The sequence below is a fragment of the Anaerovorax odorimutans DSM 5092 genome, assembly GCF_000426305.1.
Lineage (GTDB): Bacteria > Bacillota > Clostridia > Peptostreptococcales > Anaerovoracaceae > Anaerovorax > Anaerovorax odorimutans.
The window spans coordinates 234,340-250,918 of sequence record NZ_KE384518.1; the positions used below are offsets into that span (position 1 = coordinate 234,340).

General features: G+C 30.1%; 12 protein-coding genes. 2 read left to right on the forward strand and 10 right to left on the reverse strand.

What is annotated here, in order from left to right:
• Positions 1–147: 147 nt before the first annotated feature.
• A complete protein-coding gene (locus K292_RS0113840) occupies positions 148–1,167 on the reverse strand; it encodes a putative sodium/potassium/calcium exchanger (RefSeq protein ID WP_027400332.1) in 1,020 nt (339 codons plus the stop codon).
• Between the two features lie 29 nt (positions 1,168–1,196).
• Positions 1,197–5,258 (reverse strand): SpaA isopeptide-forming pilin-related protein, encoded by a 4,062-nt coding sequence (locus K292_RS0113845; RefSeq protein ID WP_027400333.1) that lies wholly within the window; start codon positions 5,256–5,258, stop codon positions 1,197–1,199.
• A gap of 288 nt (positions 5,259–5,546) precedes the next feature.
• On the opposite strand from K292_RS0113845, the gene K292_RS0113850 reads away from it, so the two are divergent.
• Positions 5,547–6,179, forward strand: a complete 633-nt coding sequence (locus K292_RS0113850) for a class D sortase (protein ID WP_027400334.1) — start codon at positions 5,547–5,549, stop codon at positions 6,177–6,179.
• Between the two features lie 51 nt (positions 6,180–6,230).
• Here the strand turns inward: K292_RS0113850 and K292_RS0113855 are convergent, their stop codons facing one another.
• Together K292_RS0113855 and K292_RS0113860 are read right to left on the reverse strand one after the other, a co-directional pair.
• The gene (locus K292_RS0113855; RefSeq protein WP_027400335.1) at positions 6,231–7,487 is read right to left on the reverse strand and encodes an AfsR/SARP family transcriptional regulator; all 1,257 of its coding nucleotides are present in this window, start codon (positions 7,485–7,487) and stop codon (positions 6,231–6,233) included.
• Positions 7,488–7,632: 145 nt separating this feature from the next.
• Positions 7,633–9,519 (reverse strand): sensor domain-containing diguanylate cyclase, encoded by a 1,887-nt coding sequence (locus K292_RS0113860; RefSeq protein ID WP_027400336.1) that lies wholly within the window; start codon positions 9,517–9,519, stop codon positions 7,633–7,635.
• Positions 9,520–9,878: 359 nt separating this feature from the next.
• Here K292_RS0113860 and K292_RS17305 point away from each other — a divergent pair, with 359 nt between their 5' ends.
• On the forward strand, positions 9,879–10,388 hold the full coding sequence (locus tag K292_RS17305; protein WP_051280774.1) for an N-acetyltransferase: 510 nt from the start codon (positions 9,879–9,881) through the stop codon (positions 10,386–10,388).
• Between the two features lie 144 nt (positions 10,389–10,532).
• Here K292_RS17305 and K292_RS0113870 read toward each other — a convergent pair whose 3' ends face one another.
• From K292_RS0113870 to K292_RS0113895, 6 genes are read right to left on the reverse strand one after another with little or no spacing between them, the layout of a single operon-like run.
• Positions 10,533–11,108 (reverse strand): DUF2284 domain-containing protein, encoded by a 576-nt coding sequence (locus tag K292_RS0113870; protein ID WP_037373232.1) that lies wholly within the window; start codon positions 11,106–11,108, stop codon positions 10,533–10,535.
• A gap of 11 nt (positions 11,109–11,119) precedes the next feature.
• Positions 11,120–11,878, reverse strand: a complete 759-nt coding sequence (locus tag K292_RS0113875; RefSeq protein WP_156900546.1) for an ECF transporter S component — start codon at positions 11,876–11,878, stop codon at positions 11,120–11,122.
• Positions 11,854–13,590 carry an ABC transporter ATP-binding protein gene (locus tag K292_RS0113880; RefSeq protein ID WP_027400339.1) on the reverse strand — a complete coding sequence of 579 codons (1,737 nt, stop codon included), beginning with the start codon at positions 13,588–13,590 and terminating at the stop codon, positions 11,854–11,856. The genes K292_RS0113875 and K292_RS0113880 overlap by 25 nt, the downstream gene beginning before the upstream one ends.
• Entirely contained in the window at positions 13,568–14,482 is a 915-nt protein-coding gene (locus tag K292_RS0113885; RefSeq protein WP_027400340.1) for an energy-coupling factor transporter transmembrane component T, read from the reverse strand. The genes K292_RS0113880 and K292_RS0113885 overlap by 23 nt, the downstream gene beginning before the upstream one ends.
• A gap of 17 nt (positions 14,483–14,499) precedes the next feature.
• On the reverse strand, positions 14,500–15,222 hold the full coding sequence (locus tag K292_RS18070) for a DUF4430 domain-containing protein (protein WP_051280777.1): 723 nt from the start codon (positions 15,220–15,222) through the stop codon (positions 14,500–14,502).
• A gap of 39 nt (positions 15,223–15,261) precedes the next feature.
• Positions 15,262–16,572 carry a stalk domain-containing protein gene (locus K292_RS0113895; RefSeq protein WP_027400341.1) on the reverse strand — a complete coding sequence of 437 codons (1,311 nt, stop codon included), beginning with the start codon at positions 16,570–16,572 and terminating at the stop codon, positions 15,262–15,264.
• Positions 16,573–16,579: the final 7 nt, after the last annotated feature.

The following is a 16,579-nucleotide window of genomic DNA, read 5'->3' on the forward strand; positions in this document are numbered from 1 at the left end:
AAGCTTTTGTTTTGTTATTTACAGACTTTTTTCATTGTCTCTTTTTTCACAGTTTTCTTTTTTATATTCTCAAATCTCTTTTTTGTAGTTTCTTTACAGAAATTTATATAACTCCTTTTTAAAAAACTTTTATTAATAGTTTAATACTTATTTAACTATTTTAAAACCATTTTTCAAAGTATATTTTATTGTAATCATATTTTCTCCTGCTTGCAGTTCCATAGAATCACTGCTGTTTAAACAATTTGTAAATTCATACTCTTGCTCATAGCTGTATTCTGCAAATTTTACAGTCTCTCCAATATTTAGGTTTTCTATGGTTTCATAGTCATCACAAACTTTATCGCCATATTCAAATAAATGATGAATAACTAAGGTACATTCTTCTTCAGGAACAATCGGTTCTTCTGCTGCTGGTTCTTCTACTGCCGCCTCTTTATCTTCAGAATCCTCTGTATCTTTATTTTCTATATTTCCTACTTCGCTGTCTTCATTATCTGAATCTTTAATTTGCGGTTCTTCTGTTGCCGCCTCTTTATCTCCAGATTCCTCTGCATCTTTATTTTCTATATTTCCGGCTTCGCTGTCTTCACTATCTGAATCTTTAATTCCCGGTTCTTCTGTTGCCGCCTCTTTATCTCCAGATTCCTCTGTATCTCCATTTTCTATATTTCCGGCTTCGCTGTCCTTATTATCTGAATCTTTAATTCCCGGTTCTTCTGTTGCCGCCTCTTTATCTCCAGATTCCTCTGTATCTCCATTTTCTATATTTCCGGCTTCGCTGTTCTTATTATCTGAATCTTTAATTCCCGGTTCTTCTGCTGCCGCCCCTTTATCCTCGGATTCCTCTGTATCTCCATTTTCTATATTTCCGGCTTCGCTGTCCTTATTATCTGAATCTTTAATTCCCGGTTCTTCTGTTGCCGCCTCTTTATCTCCAGATTCCTCTGTATCTTTATTTTCTATATTTCCAGCTTCGCTGTCTTCATTACCAGAAGAGTTAATTTCTGATTCTCCTGCAGTTGACTGCTCATCTGCAGCTTTACTGTCAGAAATTTTTATATCTGATTCTTTTTCCATATCAGATTCTGATGCAAAAGCGATTACTTGTATATTAAAAGACAACATAAATCCAACTAGTATAATACCAATTATTTTTTTTATCATAATTTTTACTCCTTTTTCTTTATAACATCCTAAGAATTTTTTAATTTTTTTCTTAGTGCTGTACCCAAAATTATTAACCCTACACCAAGGCCATAGAAAATATCTTTTCCAAATCCGCCTGTTATAGGAAGACTTCCTAATGGTATTTTCTCATCTTCTATGGTAATAGGCGACATATTTTGTTCTGTATTTGGATCTTCTATTATTGGTCCCAGTGGGACTTCATTATCATCAATATTTAATTCCTCACTATCATCAGAATCACTTGAGGTACTACCACCGCTGCCTCCACCGCCGCTATGTGAACGTTTCTCATTCTCTACAGTAAAGGTAAGCTCAATATTATCCTTTGTAAAATCACTTGCTTTAATATTCAGGACTTCTCCATTGGTAACATAGCCGGAAGGAGCCGCTGTTTCCTTTATTGTGTAATTTCCCCTTCTGATATTCTCAAATTTAGCTATTGCATTATCTCCTTCTGATATACTGCTTGCCACAATATTTTTATTTTCATCATAAAGTGTAAATTTGGCTCCTTTTAAAGGATTCCCTGCTTTGTCTACTTTAGATATTGAAATATTTCCTTTATATGCAATATTTTTTATTGTTGGAATATCTTTTACAGTATCACTAAAGCCTTTACCTGTAAAATATGAAACCTTTCCGTCTTTATCAACAACTGCCTTTATTACATTATCAGATGTATCTTTTAGATAACCTGTTGGCAATGCAGTTTCTACAATATAATAAGTCCCCATTTCCACATCTTTAAAAGTTACCGAACCGTTTTCCGCACTTTTTGATTTCCCTACTATATTTTTATCACCTAAAGCATCTTTATACAAGGTAAACTCTGCATCTCCCAGTGCATTTCCCAGTTCATCAGTCTTTAAAATCTGAATGGCTCTTAATAGAACCTTATTTGTAATTTCCACATCGACAGTTGCTTCTGTTAATGTATTTAGTTCAATTATTTTACTTGCAGAAGAATCATCAATTTCATATCCGATAGGTGCTGTAATTTCTACAAGCTTGTATTTACCTGATTTTAAACGCTTAAAAGTGATTTTTCCATCTTTATCTGTAACCTTTTTATATTTAAAAGTTTCAATTGAATCATCTGCTCCTGAAAGTTCATATAATTCAAATACTGCTCCTTGAAGAACTTTCCCTGTAACACCTTCTGCTTTCTTTGTTAAATTGATTTTTCCTGCTAAATTGGCCCATGCACCACCATCTGCATATTCAATTTTAACGCTTTCGTCTTTTGTAACAATCTCTGTTTTAACACCTTCTAAAGAAGCACTGTTATTTATCTCTGTTACAGTATCACTTGTGATTCTCGTTACCAGTTTAATTCTGTAAGAGCCATTTGTTTCCGGAAGTTTTATACGCAGTGTTTTGTTTTCGTAAGTAATTCCTTCCTGCACAATTGCCTGGTCAACTTCAGAATCCTTCGTCTCGTTTCCACCTGCATCCAGCTTCATTTTCCACATGCTAATAGCGTAATTATCTCCGTCCATTTTCGGCTCAAGATAATCCTCAAGCTTATCAATAACATAAACTTTGTCTAAACCATCCTTAACAGGCAGATTAATAGAATTTTTGTTTACATCAATTGTCCATACTGCATCACCTGTATATTTTCCTGAGCCATCTTTATCCAATGCCCCTGATTTGGATATAATATTATTTTTTATATAAACAGCTTCCCAATCACTTTGAGTATTAACAACAGTGCTTCCGCTTATTCCTGCCGTATTTCTTACAGTTATTCCCTTATTCTCTGCAAACAATTTATCTGCACCTTCGTCTGAAAGTTTAGTCTTTATGAGTATCACATATTTATCGCTTATCTTATTAAATTCAAATTTAATAACCTGCTCATCTTCATTTTTATTACTAACCTCTACATGTTTAATAAGCGCACTTACTTCTGTATCTGTAAGCTTATTTCCTTCTTTTTCAATTGTTGCTTTTCCATTGCCAAGGTTTACTTTACCGCCTTTATAAATTTCATAAAAATCATCTCCGTCAACTTTCCAGTATTTTGGAAGTGTATCTTCTATAATTCCGTTATCAATATCTAAAGAATTATGATTTACATAAAGTCTCCATGTGATTGTACGATCCACGTAATTATATGAGCCCTCATATTCTTTATCAAGCACACAACTATAATGATATTCAGATGCACCGGCATATAATCTATCATTGCTGTCTCCATAATGCAGGCAAGCATAATTGGTCATTTTATACTGCTGAGATTTACTGTTTATTCCATAAGCCTTTTTATCTGTATATTTAGTTTTTAAGTGTATTTTTTCAGTACTTGTTACATCTCCTAAATATATTTCTAAAATCTGAACTTCAATGGAAGAATCTAATTCTTTTGTAGTTACTTTATACTGCCCTTTTGCTGTAAATGAATCACTTTCATTGAGTGCATTTGCTGTTACCCCTTCTATGTTAAGAGTCCCATCAATATATCTTTGATTATAATTTACATTATCATACTTATATTTTTCAAATCCTGAACCATCTAGTAAAGTTTTTATATCACTTCCTTTATTACTAACAAAACTTACTTCGTCTGTATTATATGCAAAAATCTCAACAACTGTAGAGTTTTTAATTTCCTTACCGGCTTTATCTATTTCTATTTTCCAAGGCATTTCATTCTTTTTAAAATCATAATTACCATCAGTACTCTTTTTTATAAAGCCTGTGGATATATATGCCGATCTGTCTCCTGTTCCTATATCACTTGCTCCGCTGCCGCCTCCGGTAATGCTGGAGCCAACATCATTCCATGTAATATTTGCTTTATTTTTAACGTTTGCCTGAACCGTATCATCAAGCTTTGTATTTATCTTTATGACAACTTTTTTGTTTATATCTCCCAAATAAATCTTAACAGTCTGCCCTACTAAAGTATAATACTGTGGCTTTGTATTATCAGTTGTCAATTCTTTATCATCTATTGTAATGCCATTAAAAGTCATCCCAGAAGAAAGCGGTATATCTGTAACCACAACATCCTTTAATGTTGCCGAACTTTTATTTACAGTAATAGTCCAATCCACAGAGTGATTGTCTTCCTTATACTTGCCTTCCTTTGAAATTAATTCAGGCGTTACTTTTACTATAGCTGAAGCACTTGTAGTTGTGCTTGCATCTGATAAAACTGCCACGTTATTAACTTCAATGGGATTATTATTATTTTTAGCTAAATCATTAATCTTTGTTTTATATGTTATAGTTTGGACACCTGTGATGTCATTGTCAAATGTATATTTAATTGTTTTTGTACTGTCATCAAATTGAAAATTACTGGCTTTAAAGGCAGATGGACTAATTGTAAATGAATCCTTTATAAAAGATACCTTATCAGAAATAACATCTTCAAATACATATCCATCATACGTTTTATCTTCTTTACTAGGTGTAGCCTTTACAGTCCATAAAATCTCGCCATTTGCTATATCTGCTTCACCTTTTTTTTCTAAAGAAATATATTCCGGTTCAATCTCGGGTTTAACTTTAATAGTAAAAGTCTTTCCAAAAATAGTCATTACAACTTTATCTTCTGTAGTCTCAACTTTTTTTTCATCAAAAGTAAGTCCTGCTGAAAACCAGCCGCCTCTTCCGAAATAATCCTCATTTTCAAGTGCATCTGTAAACGTCAATGTAGCTATATTTTCAGAAACAGTTACGTTACCCAAAACGACGCTGCTGCCATCTGCTATTTTCATTATTATTTCTGTAGTATTGAGTTTAGAAAAAGTCAAATACTTAGGTAATACAACTTGTAAATAATCTCCCTCTTTTATATCCCATCTATCGTCAGGAATACTGAAATCCACTCTCATAGTCATATCTTTAGTGGGATCAATAACATCTCCTTCACCGACTTGGGCACCATCATTGGTAATCTTTACAGTCATATCCGATAAAGTTACCTTATTGCCGCTTACACTTTCTACATGTAAATCACTTATACTTCCTGCAAATGCCGCAGTTGACATTGTCATAAGAAATATCATTGTAATAAGTATAAAACCAATACATTTTCTTAATCTTAATTTCATAATACTTTATAACTCCTTCAATTTACCTTGAAATTACTTTTTTATCTTATATTTAAAACCATTTTATCCTTAGCAAATCAACTAACACACACACATTCTGAATAAAACAGGTTTATTGTTAAAGTTAAAACCGAAATAATATATTTATGTATTATATATTTTATATTCCATAGGTCACAAAATAGTCACAAAATCATTTTTTATAAATAATTTTTTATTGTAAAAATCAAATATCAATATTATAATTAGTAAAAAAATACACATGTAAAAAACGAGGAGTCGTTGTAGATGAAAAAGTTTTCAACTTTGCTTATAATTTTAGGCATTATATTAGTTTTAACGCCGATTATTGGGAATACCTATATAAAAATCAAACAGCAGAAAATGGCCGAAACATATTTAAAGGAACTTGGAGAAAGTGAGCCTATTTGCGAATTATCAACTCCGCAAGCACTTGATATTAAAGAGAATCCGAACTATCAAGAAAATAACGATGGAAAAAATATTCAAAATACTGTTTCGGATGTAATAGGAAAAATAACTATTCCTGCTATATCTTCAGATTTACTTCTCTTAGAAGGTTCTGATTCTAAGCACCTTAAATATGGTGCAGGGCATATAATAGGAACTGCATTACCCGGTGAAAAAGGTAACTGCTGTATTGCCGGTCACAGGAATTATACATTTGGAACATATTTTAACAGGATTGATGAATTAAAAAACGGTGATATTATAGAAATTTCGTATAATAACACCGTTTATAAATATGAAGTTTTTGATAATTTTGTTGTCCTTCCAACTGAAATATCAGTATTAGCAGGAACAAAGGAATCCAGTATAGTAACCTTAATTACCTGCCACCCTAAAGGATCTAATTCTCATAGGCTCATCATAAAAGGCTCACTTATACAAAATCAATAATATGAAATGATAGGATTAAATCAAACTTAATCTTTCAATAAAACTGCCATCTTACTTTATAAGTTCCACAGGATCTAAGATTTCTATTTGCTCATAAAACTCTAAAGAATTCATTTGATAGTGATTTCTCAATCTTTGTTTTATTCTGTTTAGGACAGCATTTATATTTTTTCTTGTTAAATTAGCCAGCATAATTAAAAATTGCTTATTACTATATTGAGTTACAACATCATCTTTTCGTAGTGAAGCTAAAATTATATCTTTTATCTTTTCTATAATTTCAGGTTCAATTCTGGTTTCATAATTATTTGGGTTGACCTCTATTGTTAACAACACAATAAAAATAGAGTTATTAAGCCTTGCCATTGCTCTTGCCTGCAATCTATATATCTTTTTGAACATTTCATAATTGCAAAGTAATGCACCACCAAGTTCTTCAGCTTCCTTTAAATCTTTATTAATAACTGATATATCCTTTTCAAAATCAAGCTCTCTATTCATCATATCGTAATACAGTTTATTAATTTCTTGTGATGGCTTTATGCCCAATTCCTTTTGAAATAGATTATAGACTACTTCGTAATGTTCAATCGCTTTTTTTTGATTTTTATTACTTAATAATGCTTTTATTAATAAGATATGATTCGTTTCATCAAAAGGATCTATAGTACAAGCATTTCTGCATACTTCTTCTATGTCTTTATAATCATTATGCTCCTTAAGTAAATAACAAAGTTCTTTTGCTGCATCCATATACATTCTCTGATAATACACTTCGAGTGGTATTACAAAGCCTTTATATGCAGATTGGGGTAAAAAATTACCCTTATAAATAGAAAGTGCTTTTTTATAAAGGTTAATTTTTTCTTCTTTGGTTAAATTAGCACTCTTAGCTTTATTGCAGTATTCTTCAAAAACGTCTATATCAAAAATACATGAAAAATCAGGATTCCACACATATGTCCCATGTCTATATATAATATAATCGCTGGCAGGTAAATCCAAACTATTCTTTAATAATTTTCGTAATCTGTAAACAAGATTTTTAAGAGCATTTGCAGGATCTTCAATATCATCTTCTCTCCACAAAATATTGATTAGCTTTTCTGTGGAAATATCTTTATTTCTATTTACTAGCATATATTCGAGTAAATCCCATATTTTCTTAGCTCGTACTTTATCACCAGAAAGTACATTTCCGTTATATCTTAAGACAAAATCACTTAACATTTGAATATGTAGAATATTTTCTTTACTTACCATATATGTATCATCACTGTTTATATTATCTTCATATTTCAATAACATAAAATATTCACCCTCTTTTGCATTTTATATAATTTGACTTATCATTATCTTCTTTGTTTTGTGATTTTATATATTTCTTTTTCCCCTCAATTGTATCAATTAAACTATAAAATTATTAATACCTAAAAATTTATTAAAAATACTGTCAATTATTATAAAATACAAATGTGCCTTTACCTTCATCTTTGCTGCAATATAAAGCCGTATCGGCGGCTTCATATAATTCATCATATGTGGTTCCATCTTTTTTATATATTGCTATACCTACACTATTTGAAATTCTTAACATGCCACATTTTCTGCTAAATGCATCATCAAAAACTCTACTTAAAGCCTTAGCTTTATCTGCAACAAGTTGTGTATCTGTAATATTTTTTATTAGAATCATAAACTCATCTCCACCGATTCTGCCAATAATATCATCAGAACGGAACATACCTTTCATTTTTTCTGCCAAAAATGAAATGATTGCATCTCCTTGCCTATGTCCTAGCGTATCATTAATACACTTAAAATTATCTATATCTATAATTAAAAGTGCATGAGTTCCATTTTTTCCTTCTCCTTTTAAATAATCATCTATTAAATTATGCGTAGTCTGTTTATTATAGACTCCCGTACCTGAATCTTTATTTACTTTTGCTTTTAAACTTTCTATTTCCTTCTTCTCTTGGGTAATATCTATCATTTTGCCTACTATTCTCAATAATTTTTTTTCATTATCAAAAATACCTGTTGCTTTAACCCTAATCCATAGATATATTCCTTCAAAATTTTTTATTCTAAATTCAGTCTCATAATATTTTGTTCCTTTTTGAATGGTTTCAATAAGGTATAAAAATTTATGTATATCTTCTTTATAGATTTTATTTGAGTTTTTTATTGCTTCAATGTAATTGTGTGAAACAGGAGCGTATCCAAATTTTTCTTTAAAATTTGAAGTATGAAAAGCTGATTTTGTAATCATATCATATTCAAAAATTATACTACCTGATTGCTCTGTTATAATTCTATATCTTTCATTATTAATGGCCTGCTGTCTATTACTACTCTCAATTTGGCGTCTTATTTTATTGTAAATAATAATAAGATAAATTATCATAACCATAAAAAGCAATAGCATATAAATAATTAGTTTATTGACTCCATTTTGGATATTTTCAAGATTTCCCTCTATAACATGTGCAGGTATAATTACAATAAAATAATCCTCAGTCATTTTTAAAGGGGTATAACTGATATAGTTGCTTCTTCCATTTATATCAGATATTTTAATTCCCGATTTCCGCTTTTTCATTGAATCTTTTATTTCATATATTAGATTTTCTTCTATTTTCCCTTTTCTTTGTAAATAATCTATAAAATTATAGTTTTTAGCATCTTCATTTTCATTATAAGAAACTGAAATTATACTACCATCTTTATTCGCTACAAAATAATATTTTCCCTCATATAATAAAGTATTTTTAACTTTTTTATCAAAATAAGGATCTTTAATAAATGCTACAATAATTCCCTTTTTTTCACCATTATTAAATATGGGAGCTGTTAAAATATAGACCTTTTCACCCCCTATATCATCTGTAAATATTTTATATTCTCTTTTGCTCGCATTTATTGTACTTTTAAAATATTCTTTATTGCTAACATCGTTTGGTTTATTGTTTTCTATATCATCATGAATACTATATGACAAGCCATTTTCTAAGATAAGGCTCATATTATCAAAGCCTTTTAATTTACTTTCTTTTTTTAAAATATTAATTATTTGCTGCACATCAAAAAAAGGTACATTTTCTATCTCTATGGAAATAGATTCTATATTTTGAAAATTACCTTTTAATTTACTGTCAACTATCATCGCTCCATTGTTCGATATTTCTTTTACTCTTGTGATAGTTGTATTTAAAACTTCTTTATCCAGGTGTTTATAGTAAGATACACATATAATTAAAATCGCAATCAAGCAAGCAAATATGAAAAAATACCGTTTTATAATTTTATTCACGGTATGGTTAGATTTTACCTTCAAGGCAATTCCTCCCTATACAATTTGTTACAAGATGCATACTATATAAAAGCTTAATAATAAGTTTATTCTTTTTATTCTTTAAAGTCAATTAATACCTCTGTATCAAAATAACTAATTTCCAACAGAATCCAACATTTTTCAACAATTATTCATACATTAATATTATAATTTACTATTTCTTAAACTATAATACGCTTTATGCTTTCACCTATTTAAGAACGATAAAATTAAAATATTATAAATAAGCTCTTATATTGTAAATTGTAATTAAACGATAAACAATTATAAAATACTTGTTTTGATTTATTTTGACTTAGATTATAAAACTTGATAAAATATTTCAGAATGGGAGGTATGTAATGATAATTAACTTATTAAAAGAACAAACAGATACGATTATGGATATATGGCTGACATCAACTATAAAGGCTCATTATTTTATTCCTGAAAAATATTGGAAATCAAATTATGAAACAGTAAAAAATGAATATATACCTAACTCTAAAACATATGTATTCGAAGATGCTGATGGTATTATAAAAGGCTTTATAAGTATTATACCAAATTCTATATCAAATGAACCTAACGACTCTTCATGTAAAAGTGGTATGATCGGAGCACTATTTGTCTCGCCTGAATATCAAGGAAATGGTGTTGGAGGCGAGCTTTTAAATTTCTGTAAAAAGAATTACGATTATCTTTCGTTAAAGGTTTATTCTGAGAATAAAAGAGCAGTTGATTTTTATGAAAATTATGGATTTATTATAAAGTCAGAACAAACAGATGAAGAAACAGAACAACAAGAGTACATTATGAACTGGAGCGACGATCAGGATTGGTACGATTTAATCAGCACTATTCAATGTTAATAATAGGAAAATGTACGTATTAAATATAAAAACAAGCAAAAAAATGATACAATCCCACTTAAGTAGACATATGAAATAATTAAATTTCATTTATCTATGGAGGTGGGATTTTATAATATACTATAACGTTTCAAAATCAACTGACTATAAAGATATTTCAATATTATCATTATTTGTAAGTAATCCGCTTACTAATGTAAAATATTCAGGGAGCTTTTCTTCTTCACACCAAACCAATTCAATGCCTAATAACTTACTGCATGTCTTACCCACATTTCCCCCTAAAGATTCTATGGAATATCTCATTTTATCTGGATAGATACATGGATTACCATTTAATTTTTCACAATTCTCACATAAATTACAGCTTCCGGCGGATAAGCTTATACTACCATTATATTTTTTTTCGGCATCATATAATTTTTTGCTCAGCAGCTGCTTTTCTTTATCTAAAACCTCTTTCATGACCTTCTCCACATTCTCCTTTGATGTTGTTGAAGATAAGGTTTTTTCATCAAATATAATTTTGGAAGCTATAATACAGAGATATTTATATTGTTTCCAATATTCTTCCACTGAAAATTCATAAGGAGGACAACACCATGCTTTATTATAATTATTACACTCCTTACATTTTTCCATAAAATATGGAATATCCACATAATTATTCAGATAATCTTCTACGGATATTATTTTTTTTAATTTATCTGTTTTGTACATTCTTTCTCCATTCAAATTGTATCAATTAATCCATACTTTAATTTAACACGTTCAATTTTTTCTATCATTGGTTTTGCAAATATGAATAGAAAGAATACAGTTGACACTGTATGAATTAAATTAAATACTAAAGCCGCACTATAAACAAGTATAGCAGTTTCTACATTGGGACTTGGAGTAAACATAAGTATAGTCCAAATATCTACAATACCGCCAAAGATAAAAAATGTAGCAAAGGCTCCATAAATACAAAGAAATATTTTATTTGGTGTTAGAAAACCTTTATGAAAAATCAATCCGGCAAATAATCCCACAATACCAAAAGCAAACATCTGCCATGGAGTCCAAGGACCTTGTCCAAACAAAAAATTTGAGATAAAGCCTGTCATTGATCCTACTAAAAATCCTACATGACCCCCAAGGCAAGCTCCTGAAATTATCACAATAGCAATCACCGGTTTAAATTGCGGTGTCATAAAAAATACAGCCCGGCCGCATACTCCTATGACAATAAGCACCGATATAACAATTATTTCTCTGGTCTTCGGTTTTCTTTTCTCAAAGAGTACATAAAACGGAATCATAGCATAACAAATTATAAGCATGCTTACAATATAATATTTACGATCATCTAAAAGATAAATGCCTAAAAGAATAGTAGCAGGCATACATATCAAATATAAAAAAATGGAAAGTAAACTCCTTGTATTTATAAATTTACTTTTATTATCACATTTGTTTACATTTACTTTACCAGATTTTCTTTGCATAAGTAAACCACATCCTTTATTGTAACAACATTTTTAAAAATATGCCGTGACATTCTGTTTGCCGCAGTAGTATAAAAACTATTTCCCGAGAAAAATTTATCAGGAGTATTAGTTGTTATAATATTACCATTGAAAAACAAAGAACATTGATCACCATACTTAGCACAAAATTCAATATCATGGGATACTATGATAATGGTAACATTTTTTTCTAAAAGCTTCTTAAGAATCAAGGCAAATTTTTGTTTAAAAAAATTATCCATCCCTTTCGTTGGTTCATCTAAAAGTAAAATTTCCGGATCTAAAAGCAAAACTTTACCGAGAGCAGCTCTTTGCTGCTCACCTCCGCTTAAATCATAAGGATGCATTTCTAATAAATCTTCTATTTCTAAAAGATCTGCAATTTCGTTAACTCTCTCTTCTTTTTCTTTTAAAGGCAAATACTCACCTTCATCATTTTTACTTTTATGTAAAATCTCTAAAAGATCTAAGCGTACTGTCTTTTCCACAAAAAGAGACTGAGGATTTTGAGGAAGAACTCCAAATATGCCTTTAAATAACTCTTTTATTTTATATTGGTTTGAATTCTTACCTTTTATTATAATTTTACCTCGATAAGGTATATTTATTCCGCTTATTAATGATAATGCCGTAGTCTTGCCTGTCCCATTTCCCCCTACTATGCAGTAGAGTTGTCCAGGAAAGACTTCCATAGTTAAATCCTTTATCACATCCGGTTCATTTTTATCGTATTTAAACCATACATCCTTAATTTTAATAACAGGTTTTATTTTTTCATGAGGCTTTATTTCACTTTTTTCTAAAGCCTTTATTTTAAGTATCTTATCTTCAAAAACATTACTAAGCCAATTACGACCTTCTTTTACTGTAATTGGACATTTTAATTTATTGAATTTTATGGAATCTGCTACTGAATACTCTTCATTTATTACATCTGCATAAACTTGTATTGGTGTTGGCATAGCCAAAAACATGGGATGATTCATCTTTGCAAGTTTTTCGCTGGCAGCCTTAGGAGTATCATCAATAATAATTTCACCTTTATCCATTACAATTGTACGGTCAGACATTGGAAGGACTTCCTCTAGTCTATGTTCTGTTATAATTATTGTCGTTCCCAGCTGTGTATTAATTTTTTTAATTGTTTCTAAGAAATCAACCGCTGAAATAGGATCAAGTTGTGATGTTGGCTCATCCAAAATAAGAACGTCTGGCTGCATTGCCATAATGGCAGCTAAATTCAAAAGCTGCTTCTGCCCTCCTGAAAGCTCTTTTACATTTTTCATAAACCAATTTTGAATACCAAAGAAACTAGCCATTTCTGCAATTCTTAGTCTTATGGTTTTTGTGTCATAACCTAAACTTTCAAGACCAAATGCAAGCTCATGCCAAACTTTATCTGTTACAATTTGATTATCAGGATTTTGAAGAACATATCCAATTTTGGAGGCTTGCTGTCTCTGCTCAACTTCTGCTAAAGGTCTTCCGTAAAATAAAATTTCACCGCTTTTCTCTCCATGAGGAGCTAATACTGATTTTAAATTTCTAAGTAATGTGGTTTTGCCGCAACCGGATTTTCCACAAATAGTTATAAACTGACCATCATCAATCGTAAGGTTCACATCACGCAATGCAAAAGCTTCGTTTAATGGATATGTAAAGTTAAAATTATTTATTATAAACACTGACATCTAAATCACCACTTTTTTTATTTCTTTTTAAGATATATATTTCTATCATATTTAATATTATAGGTAAAAAACAAATTAAAAAATATGCAATAAAAACAATTACACTTATTATAGTTATATGACTTGTTTTAATTAAAGGGAAAAAAATAATACTGTTTTCACCTAATAAGATTCCTGAAATTACTAAAATAATTAACATAATCAAAACTACTGAAACGACTGTATCTCTACTGTCAAATCTGTATATTGAAAAACTTGTTCGTCCTCTAAGTCCATAACCTCTTGATCTCATAGAATCTGCTGTTTCTATGCTGTTTTCCAATGACCAGGTTATCATTATGGAAAAAATCTTTATTCCGTAATACATTCTTTCCAAAAAAGTTCCGCTGCTTATATCTCTACCGATACATTTTTGTGCATTATATACTATCTTTAATTGTTCTTTGAATCTGGGAATAAATCGTAAAACCATAGAAAATATTAATGATAACGCAGGTATAATTTTTCCAAACAAATAAATAAATTTGTCAGAGGTCATAACTTCATTATAACAAGAAAACCAAAGAATAATAACCGCAAACATAATTCCTGTAAAAATACCATATACAATAGATTCCATAGTAATCGGATTATCACGAAAATAGAAAAGTATGGTCATACCTCTATGATTAAAAAGGGGATTGATAATAGATACCAAAACCATCATAGGAAGCAAAAAAATCAAATTAAATCTTACTGCCTTTTTTCCATTCAAAAATACTGAATATGTAAACGCCCCTATAATTGCTGTACATAAAAAAATTGGGTGCATAATAAACATCCCCAATAAAATAACTGTACAAAAATATATAAAATTAATTATTGGATGGTAAGTTCCAAACGTATCATTCATATAATATAACTCACCTTCTATTCTTTTGTATTTTGTTTAGTCCAATCGCCGCCAATATCTCTGCCTAGATCACAAGTATATATCCATTCAATTTCATCACCGTCTTTTAAGATATAGTTACTGCATCCATAATTGGGGAACCAGTCATTCACCTTGTACATCCAACCGGAAAGCTCACCGCAGTCAAACTCATATATATTATTTATACCTTCTATATAATTGCTGTTAAAGATAGGTGTGGAAACGAATTCCATATGAATTCCATTGTCTTTTGTTTGTTTCAATAATACATCAAAAACACTGTCTCCTTCAGAAAACTGTACCTTCTTATTTTCACTTATAATTCCATCTTCAGGCACAAGATCTAATTTTGTCTCGTCTAAATCTTCTATATTATCGAGTATTGTTTTGCACGTTATGGAGAAAGTACAATAATGTTCTTCTTTTTTATTTTTTGCTTGTACATTATCCTTATTTTCCTGCTGTTCTTTTAAATCATTTTTACTAATATCAGATGATTCTTGACTGTTATTTATTATATTATCTACTGCATCTTTTGTCACTGCTGCATCAGATACTGTAATTTCCGATTCTACTGAAATGCCGGATTCAGAAGCTTTATGTATTTTAATATCTTCTTTATCTTTTGCTTCATTACTGCAAGCTGCCGTAAAAAAAACTAATACTGTTAACAACAATATTATAATTATTTTTATTTTTTTTAAATATTTATTTATCATCAATTCTGATCCTCTAATGTACAAAATAAATATACATATCTATTTTGTAATCTCTACGGTTTTTGTTTCATCTTTCCACTCAACTTCAGCCTTTAAACTTTGTGCTATAAATCTTATGGGAACCATTGTTCTGCCACTGATTATGCTTGCCGGCACATCTAAGAAATATTCCGTACCATTTACATATGCTGTCTCACTGCCTATATAAAGCTCAATTTCATTGTTTTCTAATGCTGCGGTTACCTTTTTTTCCGCAGAGTCCCAATTTACTTCTGCTCCAAGTTCTTGAAAAATACCTCTCATAGGAACTAAAACTCTATTATTTAAATTTACCGGAGGCTGATCAAAATTAATATTTTTTCCATTTAAAAGCACTTTAATTTCATTTGAAGAAGGTAAAGTTTCTTTTGAAGAATTCAATTTAACATCTGACATATCGTAAAGAGAATTTGAGTTATGAAGATATCTTTCATATGCAACTAAAGCATATAAACTCTGCTCCGTAGCCATTTGATTTACTTTATCGCTCAAAATATGTTTGAAACCTCCGTTTTCTGCTTCATATTTAATAAGTTCTGAAACATTATCTGAGGCATCTATACCTAAAGCTGATTTTGCTACAATTATTTGTGCTAAACTTTCTGAATTACTTTTGCCTATTGTATCAATTACATTAATTGCCCTGGAAATAGCCTCTTTAACATTGTCTTGATCTTTGTATTTAGCAAGGGCCTGAATAACCATAGCCGTTAGATCGCTATCCACAACATTTCCTGTTAAAGCAAAGCCTCCTTTTACTCCATTATCAGCTGTTATTTCTCTGCTTAAAATATAATCAATCATAGTTTGTCTTGAATTTTGCGTTGAAACATCCTTCAATTCAGGAATATTATATTCATGTGAATCAAATGCAATCAACGCAAATATTGGTCCATTAATACCTTGTTTTTTAACATTCTCAAAATCAGATAATTTCTCTAACAAATTATATCCACCAACATCTGTAACATCTTTTCCAATAGCTGTAAGTGCTAATATAACCCTTGAATATTCTGTGTATTTTGTCTTTGTTAGTTCTCCATTATTTTGCTGAAGTTCTTTTATAATGCTATTATAATAGTCCTCATAATAGCTTTCAGGTACGTTATAACCAGAACGAGCCAATCCAATAATAGCCCATTCTCCTCCAATTGATCCTAAAGAAGGATTTTTTACATTTTCTAAGCTGTATTTTGCCGTTTCTGTAATTATATTTGAAACATCTGTTTTAGCCATAGCAAAGGATGTTATTTGCGTTACCGACAACACTAAAATAATAATTAAACTGATAATTTTTTTATTTGTAAACAATATACTT

Bases quoted from the DNA above. Each gene is read 5' to 3' on its own strand.
- K292_RS0113840 (WP_027400332.1), bottom strand. From the start codon at position 1,167: ATGATAAAAAAAATAATTGGTATTATACTAGTTGGATTTATGTTGTCT.
- K292_RS0113845 (WP_027400333.1), bottom strand. From the start codon at position 5,258: ATGAAATTAAGATTAAGAAAATGTATTGGTTTTATACTTATTACAATG.
- K292_RS0113850 (WP_027400334.1), top strand. From the start codon at position 5,547: ATGAAAAAGTTTTCAACTTTGCTTATAATTTTAGGCATTATATTAGTT.
- K292_RS0113855 (WP_027400335.1), bottom strand. From the start codon at position 7,487: ATGTTATTGAAATATGAAGATAATATAAACAGTGATGATACATATATG.
- K292_RS17305 (WP_051280774.1), top strand. From the start codon at position 9,879: ATGATAATTAACTTATTAAAAGAACAAACAGATACGATTATGGATATA.
- K292_RS0113870 (WP_037373232.1), bottom strand. From the start codon at position 11,108: ATGTACAAAACAGATAAATTAAAAAAAATAATATCCGTAGAAGATTAT.
- K292_RS0113875 (WP_156900546.1), bottom strand. From the start codon at position 11,878: ATGCAAAGAAAATCTGGTAAAGTAAATGTAAACAAATGTGATAATAAA.
- K292_RS0113880 (WP_027400339.1), bottom strand. From the start codon at position 13,590: ATGTCAGTGTTTATAATAAATAATTTTAACTTTACATATCCATTAAAC.
- K292_RS0113885 (WP_027400340.1), bottom strand. From the start codon at position 14,482: ATGAATGATACGTTTGGAACTTACCATCCAATAATTAATTTTATATAT.
- K292_RS18070 (WP_051280777.1), bottom strand. From the start codon at position 15,222: ATGATAAATAAATATTTAAAAAAAATAAAAATAATTATAATATTGTTG.